The following is a 15,566-nucleotide window of genomic DNA, read 5'->3' as shown; positions in this document are numbered from 1 at the left end:
GGGCTTGAGTCTGTCCTGCAGAGCACGCTCACCCAGCTCAACAACCGGCGTGATTACGACCAGAAACTGATCGATCTCAAGCAGCAGTTGACCAACGCTCCCAGGCAGAACATCGAGAACCAGCGCGAGCTGACCCGCCTCAAGGCCACCAAAGTGGTGCCGGTGGGGCAACGCTATACCAAAGAGACGATCCAGCAGCTTGAGCAACTGCTGACCGAACGCTCCACTCAACAAAGCGACCTGCAGAAAGCCCTGGCCGAAGCGAACAGCCTGATCATTACCGCCCAGACCCGCCCCGAGCGCGCCCAGGCTGAGATCTCTGCCAGCCAGACGCGCATCCAGCAGATCAACAACATCCTCAAACTTGGCAAGGACAGCGGCAAGACCCTGACCGCCGAGCAACGCGATCAGCTCAACGCCGAACTCGCGGCACTGAACGCCTTGATCCCGTTGCGTCGCCAGGAACTGGCCGGCAACAGCCTGTTGCAGGACCTGGGCAACAGCCAGCACGACTTGCTGTCAGAAAAGTCCGATCGCCTGGATCAGGAGATCCAGGACCTGCAAACCCTGATCAACCAGAAACGCCTGGCCCAGTCACAAGAGACCGTGACCCAGCAGTCCATCGAGGCGCAGAAGGCCGGCGGCAGTAGCCTGCTGGCCACCGAAAGCGCGGCCAACCTGAAGCTCTCCGACTACCTGCTCAAAAGCACCGACCGCCTCAACGAAGTCACTCAACAGAACCTGCAGACCAAGCAGCAACTGGACAGCGTGACCCAGAGCGACTCGGCGCTGGACGAACAGATCAACGTGCTCAAGGGCAGCCTGCTGCTCTCCAAGATTCTCTACAAACAGAAACAGGCCCTGCCGCGTCTAAGGCTCGACCGCGACCTGGCCGACCAGATTGCCGACATTCGCCTGTATCAGTTCGAAGTCAGCCAGCAACGGGAACTGCTCAGCAACCCGATCACCTACGTCGATAACCTGCTGGCGACTCAACCACCCGAGCAAGTCACCCCGCAACTGCGCAAGAGCCTGCTGGACCTGGCCAACACCCGCGCGGACCTGTTGGAGCGCTTGAATCGCGAACTGAGCGCGGTGCTCAACGAATCCATCACGCTGCAACTCAATCAGAAACAACTGCTCAGCACCGCACAAAGTCTGCGGGCTACGCTGGACGAGCAGATGTTCTGGATTCCCAGCAACAAACCGCTGGATCTTGAGTGGATGCACAGCGTGCCGGAACGCCTGCAACGCCAGGTCACTACCCTGCCGTGGGCTTCGAGCCTGAGCGAATTGACCGATGGTCTGACGCAACGACCGCTGCTGTTCCTGCCACTGGCCCTGCTGATCGGCGCGCTGCTGTGGCGCCGTAAAAATCTCTATTCCCGCCTGAACAAAGTTCACCAGGACATCGGCCATTTCAAACGCGACAGCCAGTGGCACACCCCGCAAGCGATTCTGATCAACATCCTGCTGGCGATGCCGGTTTCCCTGGGCCTGGCCTTGTGCGGCCTGGCCTTGCAGATCGACGCCCGCGGCCAGAACGCCAACATGGGCGCAGCGCTGTTGCAGATGGCCCAGGCCTGGCTGGTGTTCTACACCGCCTACCGCATCCTCGCGCCGGGTGGCGTGGCCGAACTGCATTTCCGTTGGGAAAAGCCCCAGGTCGAATTCCTTCAAGGCTGGATTCGCCGGCTCGGGCTGGTGGTGATGGCTCTGGTGACCGTGGTGGCGGTCGCCGAACTGCAACCGGCGGCGCTGGCCGATGACGTGCTCGGCATGCCGGTGGTACTGACCTGCTACGCCTTGATGGCCTGGCTGCTCAGCCGGCTGTTGGTCAGCAGCCCGACCCACGAAAACGCCTCGCTGTTCCGCAAGGCCGTGGGAGTCATGTTCACCGTTCTGCCGATCGCGTTGTTCGTCGCCGTGTGCTTCGGCTACTACTACACCGCGCTGAAACTCAGCGACCGGTTGATCAACACCCTGTACCTGCTGATGTTCTGGCTGGTGATCGAAGCCACCTTCGTGCGCGGCCTCAGCGTTGCGGCACGCCGCCTGGCCTATCAGCGCGCCCTGGCCAAACGCCAGGCCGCGAAAGAGGCCGGCGACGGCGAAGCGGTGATCGAAGAGCCGACCCTGGACATCGAGAAGGTCAACGAGCAGTCCCTGCGACTGATCCGCCTGGCCCTGCTCGGCGGTTTCATCGCGGCGCTGTACTGGGTCTGGTCGGACCTGATCTCGGTGTTCTCGTACCTGGACAACATCACCCTCTACGAATACACCAGCGGCACCGGCGCCAACATGAGCATGGTGCCGATCAGCATCGGCGACATGCTTGGCGCGCTGATCATCATCGGCATCACCTTCGCGCTGGCGCGCAACTTGCCGGGTCTGCTGGAAGTGTTTGTGCTGTCCAAGCTCAACCTGGCCCAGGGCAGTTCCTACGCCACGACCACGTTGCTGTCCTATGTGATCGCCGGTGTCGGTTTCGTCTCTACCCTGTCCACGCTCGGCGTGAGCTGGGACAAGTTGCAATGGCTGGTGGCAGCGCTGTCGGTAGGTCTCGGTTTCGGGATGCAGGAAATCTTCGCCAACTTCATCTCCGGCATCATGATCCTGTTCGAACGCCCGGTGCGGATCGGCGACACCATCACCATCGGCAACCTGTCGGGCACGGTGAGCAAGATCCGCATCCGTGCCACGACCATCACCGACTTCGATCGCAAGGACATCATCGTCCCGAACAAGACGTTCATCACCGGGCAACTGATCAACTGGTCGCTGACCGACACCATCACCCGGGTGACCCTCAAGCTCGGCGTCGACTACGGCTCGGATCTGGACCTGGTGAAAGAACTGTTGCTCAAGGCAGCCCGCAATAACCCGCGCGTGCTGAAGGACCCGGAACCCCAGGTGTACTTCCTGAATTTCGGCGAAAGCACCCTCGACCACGAGTTGCGCATGCATGTGCGTGACCTCGGCGACCGTAACCCGGTGCTCGATGAGGTCAACCGCTTCATCAATCGCGAGTTCAAGAAGCAGCACATCAACATCTCGTTCCGGCAGATGGAGGTCTATCTCAAGAACCTTCAGGGCCAGGAATACAAAATGGTCCCGGTTGAGCCGGAAACCAAAACCGTTGTTCCGGAACCCACCAGCAAACCGCGGCAAGAGCCACCGCCTGTCGAACTCGACTAAGCGCGCTATCCCTAGCAGAATGCTCGGACATTCTGCTGGAGATGGCCGTTGAAAGCCCTCGACGAACTGACCTTCGACAATCGCTTCGCCCGCCTGGGCGATGCGTTCTCAACCCACGTACTGCCTGAGCCCATTGCGGCTCCGCGACTGGTGGTCGCCAGCCCCGCCGCCATGGCGCTGCTGGACCTGGACCCGGCCGAGGCCGAAACACCAGTATTCGCCGAGCTGTTCGGCGGCCACAAGCTGTGGGCTGAAGCCGAGCCGCGGGCGATGGTCTACTCCGGACATCAATTCGGCTCCTATAACCCGCAGTTGGGCGACGGTCGCGGCCTGTTGCTGGGCGAGGTCTATAACGAAGCCGGCGAGCATTGGGACCTGCACCTCAAGGGTGCCGGTCAGACGCCTTACTCACGCATGGGCGATGGACGGGCAGTGCTGCGCTCCTCGATCCGCGAGTTCCTTGCCTCCRAAGCCCTGCATGCCCTGAACATTCCCACCACGCGCGCACTCTGCGTGATCGGCTCCGACACGCCGGTCTGGCGCGAGAAACAGGAGCGCGCGGCCATGGTCCTGCGCCTGTCGCCGAGCCATGTGCGTTTCGGGCACTTCGAATTTTTCTACTACACCAAGCGCCCCGAGCAGCAGAAAGAACTCGGTGAGCACGTGCTGGCCATGCACTTCCCGCACTGCCTGGAGCAGCCGGAGCCGTACCTGGCGATGTTCCGCGAAATTGTCGAGCGTAATGCCGAACTGATCGCCAAATGGCAGGCCTATGGGTTCTGCCACGGCGTGATGAACACCGACAACATGTCGATCCTCGGCATCACCTTCGACTTCGGCCCGTTCGCCTTCCTCGACGACTTCGACGCCCACTTCATCTGCAACCACTCCGATGACCAGGGCCGCTACTCCTTCAGCAACCAGGTACCGATTGGCCAGTGGAACCTCAGCGCCCTCGCCCAGGCCCTGACACCGTTCATCAGCGTCGAAGCCCTGCGCGAAACCCTCGGCCTGTACCTGCCACTGTTCCAGGCCCACTACCTGGACCTGATGCGCCGCCGCCTCGGCCTTACCACCGCCGAAGACGACGACCAGAAACTGCTGGAGCAGCTGCTGCAACTGATGCAGAACAGCGGCGTCGATTACAGCCTGTTCTTCCGCCGCCTGGGCGATGAGGCACCGGAGCTGGCTGTCGCCCGGTTGCGCGATGACTTTGTCGACATCAAGGGTTTCGATGCGTGGGGCGAGCTCTACGCCGCCCGGGTTGCCCGTGAAGGCGTGATTGATCAGGAGCAGCGCCGCAAACGAATGCATGCGGTCAATCCGCTGTACATCCTGCGCAATTATCTGGCGCAAAAAGCCATCGATGCGGCGGAAAGCGGCGACTATTCAGAAGTTCGTCGCTTGCACGCGGTATTGAGCAATCCGTTCGAGGAGCAGCCTGGAATGGAGAGCTACGCCGAGCGGCCACCGGAATGGGGCAAACATCTGGAGATCAGTTGTTCGTCGTGAGGCTTGTCAGATAAAGGTCTCTAYGGACACACCAAAGCGCTCGGCCAACCAGCGAACCTGCCGCAGGTTGAGCTGGCGCTTGCCGCTTAAGATCTCCGAGACTACCGATTGCGTGCCCACACCGGGCAGCTCGCTCTGGCTCAGGCCGTGTTCGCGCATCATATAGCCAAGAACCTCTGCACCAGAGGCTTCGCGCATGGGGTGATGGTTGCGATCCCACTCCGCAATCCAGTCACCGATGATGTCCACCAAGCTCATCAACGGATGCGACTCATCATCGCCGGTCATCTCAAGCAATTCATCGAGTGCCCGCGCCAACATGTCATAGTCGTCTTCGTTTTTCGGTTTTCGAAGCAATGGCGAGACGAACTCCCAATGCTCAGCAGCTTTTTTGATTAGGACACTCATACCCTTCCCTCCTTCCATTTACCGCGGTCATATTCGCTATGATCCAGCACATGCTTGATATAAAGCTTTTGAGACCGATACCTGACAAAAGCGATAAGCCGCAATTTGTTGCCACCGATGTCGAACACATGAAACTCGCCGACTTTGTCGGTTGCGGGAAAAATAGACTTCATCGCCGCGAAGTCTCCCGGGCTACTCCCTTTGGCGAGTCGATACCACTGCTCCAATGCATTGGCTGCCCGCGGCCACTTTTCCTTGGCCTCACGAATTGGTTTTTCAGTAAACACATGCATGCAACATCCTTATCGCATTCTGCTATGGGAGTTAAACACAGATCAAAAATATCGCAAGTTGCGATAGCTCTCGGCAGACCAACGGTCTCGCTCAGTACGATTCAGCCTAGTTTCATCGCCAGACGCTGCACGATTGAAAATATGAGCAAACGTCTCCACATAGGAGTGATCGGCTTCTTAACAGGACCTCCTTCATGACCGACCCACTCCTCATCCCCTGCCCCCACTGCAACGGCCTGAACCGCATCCCCGCCGAACGCCTCAACGATCATCCAAAGTGCGGCCGCTGCAAGGCCGAGGTCCTGCTGAGCAAGCCGTTCGAACTGAAACAAGGCGATTACGCCAGTCAGATCAAGGGTGACCTGCCGTTGCTGGTGGATGTGTGGGCTGATTGGTGCGGGCCGTGCAAATCGTTTGCGCCGGTGTTCGAGCAAGCGGCGGGGCAATTGGCGGGCAAGTGTCGGTTGGCCAAGCTGGACAGCGAGGCGAATCAACAGTTGTCGGCGCAGCTGGGGATTCGCTCGATCCCGAGCCTGATTCTGTTCAAGAACGGCCGGGAAGTGGCTCGCCAAAGCGGGGCCTTCCCGTTACCGCAGTTGATGAGCTGGTTGCGCAGTCAGGGGATCTGATTGCCTTTCAGGCATTTTCCAGCAGGTTGTGCAGTTCGACGAATTGCTGGGTCAGCTTGTGCCGCGGGTCGAGGTGGATCAGCGGCGTGTTGGCCTGATGGGATTCGCGCATGCGCACCGAACTTGCCAGGTACACCGGCAGTACCGGCAGCCCTTCGGCGATCAGTTCGTCGAGAATTTGCTGCGGCAGACTGGCGCGGGCCTGGAACTGGTTGACGACAATGCCTTCGACTTCCAGCCCTTCATTGTGGTCGTCCTTCAACTCTTCGATTTCCGCCAACAGCCCATACAGCGCCTGGCGCGAGAAGCTGTCGCAGTCAAAGGGAATCAGCACGCGATCAGCGGCGATCAACGCCGAGACGGCATAGAAATTCAGCGCTGGCGGGGTGTCGAGGTAGATCCGGTCGTAATCACCGTCCAGCTCCTCGAGCAATTTGCGCAGCTTGTTGATCTTGTGTTTGGCCTCGAGCTTGGGCTGCAAGTCTGCCAGCTCGGCGGTGGCAGTGATGACGTGAAGGTTGTCGAACGGAGTTTCGTAGATGTCGACCTGACCTTTCTTCGAGAACGGCCCGGAGGACAGGGTCTGCTTGAAGAAGTCGGCGATACCCATTGGGATATCCTCACCGGTGAGCCCCGTCAGGTATTGAGTGGAGTTGGCCTGGGCATCGAGATCCACCAATAACGTGCGATAGCCTTCGCTGGCGCTGACCGCCGCCAGATTGCAGGCAATGCTTGATTTGCCCACGCCACCTTTCTGATTGAACACCACGCGCCGCATGTCTAAACCTCCGTGTATCAAAGAATGACCGAGTGTAGTAGTCCACATCGCTGCTTAGCTACCTCGCCAGCATCTAGACTACACAGTCATAGGCAAATCTCTGGCCGGAACAGCTGCCAACTCGTCCATTGATAGCCGACAGTGCCGACAGACATGTCCGCCGCATTGTGGATAATGGCCAAACGACAGCTTTTCGCGAACCAGACGGTACATTTCGTTGCGCAAAATGTAACCAGCATTTGCTACACGCCCGCAGCACCGGGATAATGCGCGCCACTCGGCGTTAAGCGCCACGTCAGGTCAGCCGCGGTTCTTGCGACTCACCGCGTTAAAGGAAGCCCGCAGGGGCGGGATGAATGTCTGTGATCAACTTCAACATCGCCCAATGGCGCGCTTGGGCCCCTGGGCTTGAAAGCGTGGATGATTGGCAGGCCTGGAGCCGACAACCGGTCGTGCTCGAGCCCAGCGATGCCGCCCCGGATGTGTCGTTTCTGCCGGCCATGCAGCGTCGGCGACTCAGCCGTCTGGCGCGGATGGCGTTCAGTGTCGGCTGGCCCTTGGCCGAAGGTCATCCGGATTTACCGTTGGTCTTTATTTCTCGCCACGGCGAAACCCCGCGCACCTTCGAAATTCTCAGCGATCTGGCGACCGTCCAACCGTTGTCGCCCACCCAGTTCAGCCTGTCGGTGCACAACGCGGTCATCGGCCTGTGGTCGATCATGCGTGGCGAAACCAGCGAAATGACCGCCCTCGCCGCCGCCGGCGATGGCCTTGAACACGGCATGCTAGAGGCCGCGGCGCTGCTTGAGGAAGGCGCGCCCGCGGTACTGCTGATCGTCACCGAAGAGCAACCTCCCGCCGCCTACTCGGCCTGGATCGATGATGTGCCTTTCCCTTATGCGGTCGGCCTGTTGATCACCCCCGGTAATCAGTGGCAACTGTCGCTGAACAGCGACCCGCACACGTTGTCCAAAGCCCGCTGGCCCCATGCTCTGAATCTGTTGCGTACGCTGCTCGGCCAGCAAACAACCTGCCAACATGCCTGGAAAAATCGTGTATGGACCTGGCAACGCAACCCGTAACCGATAAAAACCGCGACGCCTACTACTGGCGCCTGCTGGCCACCGCCGCAAGCTTTACCCTGTTCGGGTTGAGCAGCCTGTGCCTGCGACTGGTGGTGTTCCCGCTGTTGAACTGCCTGCCAGGAGACGCTCAGGTCCATCGTCAACGCGCGCGACATACGGTCAGCCGGTGTTTCTGGTTTTTCATTCGGTTCATGGCGCGCAGTGGCGTGCTGACCTATGACATTCAGGGGGCAGAAAAGCTCGGGCGCCCAGGCCAAATGATCGTGGCCAACCACCCCTCGCTGATCGATGTGGTGTTTTTGATCGGCCTGGTGCGCCACGCCAACTGCGTGGTCAAGAAAAGCCTCTGGGAAAACCCGTTCACTCGCGGTCCGCTACGCTGTACCGAATACATCAGCAACGATGGCAGCATGGACATGCTCGACGCCGCTGCCGACGCGCTGAAAAGCGGTCAGACCCTGATCATCTTTCCCGAGGGCACCCGGACCCGACCTGGCCAACCGCCGGCCTTTCATCGGGGGGGCGCGGCAATCGCGCTGCGCGGTGCGAGAATCCTCACCCCGGTGATTATCAAGGTCAACCCGACCACATTGACCAAGGCCGAACCCTGGTATCGGATCCCCAAACGCCGTGTGCACTTCAGTTTTCGCGTCGGGGCCGATATAGACCCACAGGCCTTCGCTACGCAAGGCCCTGCCCCCCAGGCCTCGCGCAAGCTCAACGACTATTTGCACTCTTACTTTATCAAGGAGCTCGCCGAAGATGAGCGATCAGAACACCGTTAGCCTGATGCAGGAAATCAAAGAGCTGATCATCGAAGCCCTGGGCCTCGAAGACATCAGCGTCGACGACATCGGCGACAACCAGACGCTGTTCGGCGAAGGCCTGGGCCTGGACTCGGTAGACGCGCTGGAACTCGGCCTGGCGATCCAGAAAAAGTACGGTATCAAAATCGATGCCGACGCCAAGGACACCCGTAATCACTTCAGCAACGTGGCGAGCCTTGCGGCGTTCGTCACTGCAAAACAGGCAGCTTGAGACCGGACCATGCAAACTCGTGACGATATTTTCAACACCCTGCGCGATGYTCTGGTCGAACTCTTCGAGCTGGACCCCGAGCGCATCAGCCTGGAATCCAACCTGTACCAGGATCTGGAAATCGACAGCATCGATGCGGTCGACCTGATCGATCACATCAAACGCCAGACCGGCAAGAAAATCGCCGCCGAAGAATTCAAATCGGTGCGTACCGTCAGCGACGTGGTCGAGGCGGTTTACCGTCTGGTTCAGCCCGCCGCATGAGCCGACTGATTGGCCTTGGCCTGCTGCTCGCAGGCCTGCTGTACCCCTTTGCGGTGTATTTCGGCATGGAGCATTTTGCCCCGTGGCAGTTCGGTCTGCTGCTGGGCAGCCTGTGGCTGGCGCGAGCGCTGACCGGCGAACGACGCCCCGGCAGCCTGTGGATGTCCACGGTCGCCATCGCCTTCTGCCTGCTGCTGGCAGCGTTCGACAGCCCGATGCTGCTGCGCTGGTACCCGGTGCTGATCAGCGCGTTCATGCTGGTGCTGTTCGGTCTTAGCCTGAAATACGGCCCGCCGATGGTCGAACGCCTGGCCCGCCTGCGAGAACCGGATTTACCGCCCAGGGCCATTCGCTACACCCGCCAGGTGACCATTGCCTGGAGCGTGTTTTTTCTCTGCAACGGTTTGTGCGCCGCCGCCCTGACCCTTTGGGCGCCGCTGAGCTGGTGGATGTTGTACACCGGCCTGATCTCCTATGGATTGATCGGCCTGATGTTTGCCATTGAATGGCTGATACGACAACGGGTACGAGGCCACCCATGAATTGGATAAAACTTGAGCAACTGCTGCTCAAGGCTCAGCCGGAGCGTGCCGTGACGGCCGAGCCGGCGTTGAATCACGCGCAATTGTGCGACCGGGCCCTGAGCCTGGCTGCCGGCCTGCAAGCCCAGGATGTGCAGCGCATCGCCGTGCACCTTGAAGACGCCGCCGACCTGGCCATTGCCCTGCTCGGTGCCTGGCGTGCCGGGATCAGCGTACTGCTGCCCGCCGACCTGCAAGCGCAGACGCGCCAGCGCTGGTCGACCGAGGTCGATCTGTGGCTGACCGATCAGACCGACGATGCGCACCTGAGCGATTATCGGCATCCGCCGCTACCAGCCCACCCGCTGGACCTGGATCGTTGTCAGCTGAGCCTGTGCACCTCAGGCTCCAGTGGCGAACCCAAGCGCATCGACAAAACCCTGCGCCAACTGGCCAATGAAGTCGAAGCGCTGGAGCACTTGTGGGGCGCAGATCTGGGCGAAGCCTGCATCATCGGCAGCGTCGCCACCCAGCACATCTACGGCTTGCTGTTTCGGGTACTGTGGCCGCTGTGCGCCGGGCGTTCGTTCGTGCGCAAGCAACTGGCTTTCCCGGAAGACTTGCAACGCGCCAGCCGCGAACACCCGGCCTTCGCCTGGGTCGCCAGCCCGGCATTGCTCAAGCGCATGGGCGACAACCTCGACTGGCCAGCGCTGGGCGCAGTGCGCCGAGTGTTCTCCTCCGGTGGCGCGTTACCCGCCGAAGCCTCGCAAAGCCTTTACGAACGCCTGCAACAATGGCCGACCGAGATCCTCGGCAGCTCGGAAACCGGCGGCATCGCCTGGCGTCAAGGCCAGGATCTCTGGCAGCCCTTCAACGGTGTGGAGCTGAGCCAGGACAGCGATGGCGCCCTGCTTATCGCATCGCCATACCTGCCGGCAGGTCATATCGAACACACCGCCGATGCCGCGCGCATCGCAGCCGACGGCCGTTTCGAGCTGTTGGGGCGGCTGGACCGGATCGTCAAACTGGAAGAAAAACGTATCTCGCTACCCATGCTCGAACACGCGCTGATGGCGCACGCCTGGGTCGCCGAAGCGCGCCTGGGAGTGGTTCAGGAAAACCGCGCCTCATTGGGGGCGCTGCTGGTGCTCAGCGAGCGAGGTATGCACGCGTTGCGCAATCAGGGACGACGCAGCCTCACACAAGCGTTGCGTCAGCATCTGAGCCAGCACTGTGAAACGCTGGCCCTGCCACGACGCTGGCGCCTGTTGCGGCAGTTGCCGCTGAACGCGCAGGGCAAACTGCCCCAGGCTGAGGTTGAAGCCTTGCTGCTGGCGTCCCGCCCAAAGGCGCCGCAAGTGCTGGAGCAGGTCGAAGCCGATGGTGAGTGGAGCCTGCAACTGGCCGTCCCACCGGACCTGGCGTATTTCAGCGGACACTTTCCCCGGGCCCCGGTATTGCCCGGCGTGGTGCAAGTGGAGTGGGCAATGAGCCTGGGCCAGCAATTGATGGACCTGCCGGCAAAATTCGCCGGCATGGAAGTGCTGAAATTCCAGCAACTGGTGCGCCCTGGCGATGAAATCCAGTTGCACCTGCGCTTCGACCCGGTGCGCGGCAAATTGTATTTCGCCTATCGCAACGAAACCGCCACCTGCTCCAGCGGGCGGATTTTGCTGGAGGCTGCCAGCGATGCATAACCCCTGCGCCATAATCCCGGTCTACAACCACGAAACCGCCATCACTGYCGTGGTCGATGCGCTGCTTGCCTGTGACCTGCCATGCATTCTGGTGGACGATGCCAGTAGCCCCGCCTGCGCCAAGGTACTCGACCAACTGGCGCAGCGCGACAGGGTTTATCTGATCCGGCTCACCATCAATCAGGGCAAGGGCGGCGCAGTGATGACCGGTCTGCGGGAGGCTTCGCGCCTGGGCTTCAGCCATGCCTTGCAGGTGGACGCCGACGGCCAGCACGACCTGCAAGATGTCAAAGTCTTCATCGAATACTCACGCAACCATCCCGAGGCGGTGATCTGCGGCTATCCGCAATACGACGCCAGCGTGCCGAAAGGTCGTTTGTACGCGCGCTACCTGACTCACGTCATGGTCTGGATCAACACCCTGTCACTGCAGATTCGCGACTCGATGTGCGGCTTCCGTGTCTATCCGTTACCGCCAACCCTGGCACTGATCGACTCGGCCAGGATCGGCAAGCGCATGGACTTCGACTCCGACATCCTGGTGCGCCTGGCCTGGCGCAATCTGCCGATGCAGTGGCTGAAAACCAGGGTCMATTACCCTCTGGATGGCGTTTCACATTTCCGGCTGTTCTACGACAACGTACTGATTACGAGCATGCACACCCGGCTGTTCTTCGGCATGTTGCTGCGAGCACCGGTGATCCTCTGGCGACGGTGGCGGRCATGAACGGCAACGCAGACAAACAGCACTGGGCCGACCGCCAGGAGCGTGGCAGTTTCTGGCTGATGAAGTTCACCGCATTCTGCGCAAAGGTCCTGGGCCGACGCCTGCTGAGCCCGCTGCTCTACGGCATCGTGCTGTACTTTTTCCTGTTCGGACGCAGCGCCCGCCAAAGCGCCTGGCAATACCAGCAGCGGCTCGCCGACTGGAGCGGGCGCAGCGAATTGCGTCCGACTCATTGGCGGGTGTTCGGCCAGTTCATGGCCTTCGCCGATTCCATGCTCGACAAACTCGACGTGTGGAACGGCAAGCTGAGCATCGAGCAGATCGAAATCATCGACCCGGCGCTGCTGCGCAATAAACTGCGCGGCACACGCGGGCAGATGCTGGTGGGCACACACCTGGGCAATCTCGAGGTTTGCCGGGCACTGGCCGAGATCGGCGAGAAAGTCACCATGAACGTGCTGGTGCACACCAAGCACGCCGAGCAGTTCAACCGCCTGCTGGGCGAAGCCGGGGCAACCAATCTGCGGCTGATCCAGGTCAGCGAGCTCGACCCGGTGATCATGCTGCAACTGCATGAGCGCCTGGAGCGCGGCGAGTGGCTGGCAATTGCCGGCGACCGTGTGCCGCTGCATGGCGGGCGCAGCGTGACGGTGGATTTTCTCGGTCACCAGGCAGCGTTCCCGCAAGGCCCGTGGCTGCTGGCCGGTTTGCTGAAATGCCCGGTCAATCTGCTGCTGTGCCTGAAGAAACCCACGGGCGACTATCGACTGACCCTCGAACCGTTCACCGAGGCGGTGGTGTGGAAACGCAGCGAGCGCGAACAGGTCATTCATCAGTGGGCTTCGCGCTATGCCGAACGCCTGGGTCACTATTGCCTCGAAGCGCCCCAACAATGGTTCAACTTTTACCCTTTCTGGAAGACCGATGACGACGCCAACGCTTGAGCCGGTAACCTTCGGCGAACTCCCTTTGTGCATCGAAGACGTGCTGGCCCTGGCCAACCGTCAGGTGCCGACGCAGTTGCAGGGCAACCCCGAGTTTCGCCAGCGCATTGCCAAGGGTCCGCAGTTCCTTGACTCCCTGCTGGACAAGGAAGGCGTGATCTATGGCGTGACCACCGGTTATGGCGATTCCTGTGTGGTGGCGGTGCCGCTGCACCACGTCGAAGCCCTGCCTCGTCATCTGTACACATTCCACGGCTGCGGCCTGGGCAAACTGCTCGATGCCCAGGCCACCCGTGCGGTGCTGGCGGCACGTTTACAGTCGCTGTGCCAGGGCGTGTCCGGAGTACGCGTGGAGTTGCTGGAGCGCCTGCAAGCGTTCCTCGAACACGACATCCTGCCGCTGATTCCGGAAGAAGGTTCCGTGGGCGCCAGCGGTGATCTGACGCCGCTGTCCTACGTCGCCGCGACCTTGTCCGGCGAGCGCGAAGTGATGTTCCGCGGCGAACGCCGGCAAGCGGCTGATGTGCACAAGGAACTGGGTTGGCAACCGCTGGTATTGCGCCCCAAGGAAGCCCTGGCGCTGATGAACGGCACCGCCGTGATGACCGGCCTTGCGTGCCTGGCTTACGCCCGTGCCGATTACCTGCTGCAACTGGCCACACGCATCACCGCGCTGAACGTGGTCGCTTTGCAGGGCAACCCGGAGCACTTCGACGAGCGCCTGTTCGCCGCCAAACCCCATCCAGGGCAGATGCAAGTTGCCGCGTGGCTGCGCAAGGATCTGGCGATCGACGCGCCGACCGCGCCGCTGCATCGCCTGCAAGACCGTTACTCCCTGCGTTGCGCGCCACACGTGCTCGGTGTACTGGCCGACAGCCTGAACTGGCTGCGCTCGTTCATCGAGATCGAACTCAACAGCGCCAACGACAACCCGATCATCGACGCCGAAGCCGAACGCGTGCTGCACGGCGGGCACTTCTACGGCGGCCACATTGCGTTCGCCATGGACAGCCTGAAAAACCTGGTGGCCAACGTCGCCGACTTGCTCGACCGTCAACTCGCGCTGCTGGTGGACGAACGCTACAACCATGGCTTGCCGAGCAACCTGTCCGGCGCCACCGCCGACCGTGCGATGCTCAATCACGGCTTCAAGGCCGTGCAGATCGGCACCAGCGCCTGGACCGCCGAAGCCCTGAAAAACACCATGCCGGCCAGCGTCTTCTCGCGCTCCACCGAGTGCCACAACCAGGACAAAGTCAGCATGGGCACCATCGCTGCCCGCGACGCCATCCGCGTGCTGGAGCTGACCGAACAGGTTGCCGCCGCCACGCTGCTGGCCGCCAATCAAGGCGTGTGGCTGCGCGGCCAGGCTGAAGACGCGCGTCCACTGCCACCGGCCCTGGCCGCGATGCACGAGGAATTGGCCAAGGACTTCCCGCCGGTCATCGAAGACCGTGCCCTGGAAGGCGAATTGCGCCTGTGCCTGCAACGCATCGCCGAGCAACACTGGAGGCTGCATGCGTAGCAAGGGAGTGCTTCACACCGATACGGAAATCCTCGTCCCGTTCTTTGACGTCGACACCATGAACGTGGTCTGGCACGGCCATTACGTCAAATACCTGGAAGTCGCCCGCTGTGCGCTGCTGGACAGGATCGGCCACAACTACGACGCCATGGTTGCGTCGGGTTACGCCTGGCCGGTGATCGACTTGCAGTTGCGCTATGTGCGCGGCGCCGTGTTCGGCCAGAAGCTGAATGTGCGCGCCAGCCTGGTGGAATGGGAGAACCGACTGAAGATCAATTACCTGATCAGCGATCTCGCAACCGGCGAACGTCTGACCCGCGCTGTTTCAGTGCAGGTTGCCGTCGACATGAGCAGCCGCGAAATGCAGTTGGCTTCGCCCAAGGTGTTTACCGACGCGGTTGAAAGGGTGCTGCCATGAATTTGCGATTCCTTTGTAGCAGCTGGCGAAGCCTGCGTTCGACTGCGCAGCAGTCGCCACCGGATATGCCTGAACGACGGCTTCGCCGCCGGACGCAGCCTCGCAGGCTCGGCAGCTGCTACGGGATTGGTGTGAGCTTGATATTTATGCTGGGCTTTTCTTCGTTGGCCCAGGCCTTCGATCTCCAGCAACTGAGCGATCAACTGGCCAAACCCGATGTGATCCACGGCAACTTCATCCAGGAAAACACCTGCGCGCCCTGCCCCAGCCACTGACCAGCAAGGGCACCTTCGTTCTGGCGAAAAATCACGGCCTGCTCTGGCTGCTGAAAACGCCGCTGCAACAGGATTACCGCATCAGCGACAAGGGCATTGCCCGGCGGGATGCCAGCGGCTGGCAAATGCTGCCGAGCAAGAGTGCCGGCGCCGAACAGAACCGTTTGTTCCTCGCCGTGCTGCAAGGCGACAGCAGTGGCCTGCAACGGGATTTCGAGCTGTCGCTGAGGTCGCTGAGTGGCGATGCGCAG

Annotated in this window: 15 protein-coding genes and 2 pseudogenes; 14 read left to right on the top strand and 3 right to left on the bottom strand. The window is 61.1% G+C overall.

The features are described from left to right. Positions 1–3 precede the first annotated feature (3 nt). Together mscK and selO are read left to right on the top strand one after the other, a co-directional pair. Positions 4–3,198: pseudogene (mscK, locus tag AC1DLB_RS04775) on the top strand (mechanosensitive channel MscK); the annotation flags it as partial. Positions 3,199–3,246: 48 nt separating this feature from the next. Next, positions 3,247–4,710: a protein adenylyltransferase SelO gene (gene selO, locus AC1DLB_RS04770; RefSeq protein WP_477784671.1), complete on the top strand. Its 1,464-nt coding sequence runs from the start codon at positions 3,247–3,249 to the stop codon at positions 4,708–4,710. A gap of 6 nt (positions 4,711–4,716) precedes the next feature. Here the strand turns inward: selO and AC1DLB_RS04765 are convergent, their stop codons facing one another. Together AC1DLB_RS04765 and AC1DLB_RS04760 are read right to left on the bottom strand one after the other, a co-directional pair. After that, the gene (locus tag AC1DLB_RS04765) at positions 4,717–5,118 is read right to left on the bottom strand and encodes a helix-turn-helix domain-containing protein (RefSeq protein WP_477784670.1); all 402 of its coding nucleotides are present in this window, start codon (positions 5,116–5,118) and stop codon (positions 4,717–4,719) included. Then, the gene (locus AC1DLB_RS04760; protein WP_018928583.1) at positions 5,115–5,411 is read right to left on the bottom strand and encodes a type II toxin-antitoxin system HigB family toxin; all 297 of its coding nucleotides are present in this window, start codon (positions 5,409–5,411) and stop codon (positions 5,115–5,117) included. Before AC1DLB_RS04760 ends, AC1DLB_RS04765 begins: the two co-directional genes overlap by 4 nt. Before the next feature lie 194 nt (positions 5,412–5,605). On the opposite strand from AC1DLB_RS04760, the gene trxC reads away from it, so the two are divergent. Next, a complete protein-coding gene (gene trxC, locus AC1DLB_RS04755) occupies positions 5,606–6,040 on the top strand; it encodes a thioredoxin TrxC (RefSeq protein WP_077432334.1) in 435 nt (144 codons plus the stop codon). Positions 6,041–6,047: 7 nt separating this feature from the next. Here the strand turns inward: trxC and AC1DLB_RS04750 are convergent, their stop codons facing one another. Continuing rightward, positions 6,048–6,818, bottom strand: a complete 771-nt coding sequence (locus AC1DLB_RS04750; protein WP_018928585.1) for a ParA family protein — start codon at positions 6,816–6,818, stop codon at positions 6,048–6,050. Positions 6,819–7,174: 356 nt separating this feature from the next. Between AC1DLB_RS04750 and AC1DLB_RS04745 the strand changes: the two genes are divergently transcribed. The 11 genes and pseudogenes from AC1DLB_RS04745 to AC1DLB_RS04695 all read left to right on the top strand — a co-directional run. Next, entirely contained in the window at positions 7,175–7,900 is a 726-nt protein-coding gene (locus AC1DLB_RS04745) for a beta-ketoacyl synthase chain length factor (RefSeq protein WP_477784669.1), read from the top strand. Next, positions 7,876–8,688, top strand: coding sequence for a lysophospholipid acyltransferase family protein (locus tag AC1DLB_RS04740; RefSeq protein WP_018928587.1), 813 nt, complete (start codon positions 7,876–7,878; stop codon positions 8,686–8,688). Before AC1DLB_RS04745 ends, AC1DLB_RS04740 begins: the two co-directional genes overlap by 25 nt. Next, on the top strand, positions 8,666–8,941 hold the full coding sequence (locus AC1DLB_RS04735; RefSeq protein WP_018928588.1) for a phosphopantetheine-binding protein: 276 nt from the start codon (positions 8,666–8,668) through the stop codon (positions 8,939–8,941). The genes AC1DLB_RS04740 and AC1DLB_RS04735 overlap by 23 nt, the downstream gene beginning before the upstream one ends. Before the next feature lie 9 nt (positions 8,942–8,950). Further along, positions 8,951–9,205, top strand: coding sequence for an acyl carrier protein (locus AC1DLB_RS04730; protein WP_477784668.1), 255 nt, complete (start codon positions 8,951–8,953; stop codon positions 9,203–9,205). Then, positions 9,202–9,747, top strand: a complete 546-nt coding sequence (locus AC1DLB_RS04725; protein WP_477744144.1) for a COG4648 family protein — start codon at positions 9,202–9,204, stop codon at positions 9,745–9,747. The genes AC1DLB_RS04730 and AC1DLB_RS04725 overlap by 4 nt, the downstream gene beginning before the upstream one ends. After that, a complete protein-coding gene (locus AC1DLB_RS04720; protein ID WP_477744143.1) occupies positions 9,744–11,426 on the top strand; it encodes an ApeI family dehydratase in 1,683 nt (560 codons plus the stop codon). The genes AC1DLB_RS04725 and AC1DLB_RS04720 overlap by 4 nt, the downstream gene beginning before the upstream one ends. Then, on the top strand, positions 11,419–12,153 hold the full coding sequence (locus AC1DLB_RS04715) for a glycosyltransferase family 2 protein (RefSeq protein ID WP_477784667.1): 735 nt from the start codon (positions 11,419–11,421) through the stop codon (positions 12,151–12,153). Before AC1DLB_RS04720 ends, AC1DLB_RS04715 begins: the two co-directional genes overlap by 8 nt. Beyond that, positions 12,150–13,097 carry an LpxL/LpxP family acyltransferase gene (locus tag AC1DLB_RS04710; RefSeq protein ID WP_428635911.1) on the top strand — a complete coding sequence of 316 codons (948 nt, stop codon included), beginning with the start codon at positions 12,150–12,152 and terminating at the stop codon, positions 13,095–13,097. Before AC1DLB_RS04715 ends, AC1DLB_RS04710 begins: the two co-directional genes overlap by 4 nt. Then, positions 13,078–14,622, top strand: a complete 1,545-nt coding sequence (locus AC1DLB_RS04705; RefSeq protein ID WP_018928593.1) for an HAL/PAL/TAL family ammonia-lyase — start codon at positions 13,078–13,080, stop codon at positions 14,620–14,622. The genes AC1DLB_RS04710 and AC1DLB_RS04705 overlap by 20 nt, the downstream gene beginning before the upstream one ends. Continuing rightward, complete coding sequence (locus AC1DLB_RS04700; RefSeq protein WP_018928594.1) at positions 14,615–15,040, top strand: acyl-CoA thioesterase; 426 nt, start codon at positions 14,615–14,617, stop codon at positions 15,038–15,040. Before AC1DLB_RS04705 ends, AC1DLB_RS04700 begins: the two co-directional genes overlap by 8 nt. A 146-nt stretch (positions 15,041–15,186) precedes the next feature. Beyond that, positions 15,187–15,566, top strand: a pseudogene (locus AC1DLB_RS04695) (outer membrane lipoprotein carrier protein LolA); the annotation flags it as partial.

This window comes from Pseudomonas sp. 05N434, assembly GCF_056396965.1.
Note: the sequence above shows the minus strand (reverse complement) of the source record. Positions and strands in the feature narration are given on the sequence as shown.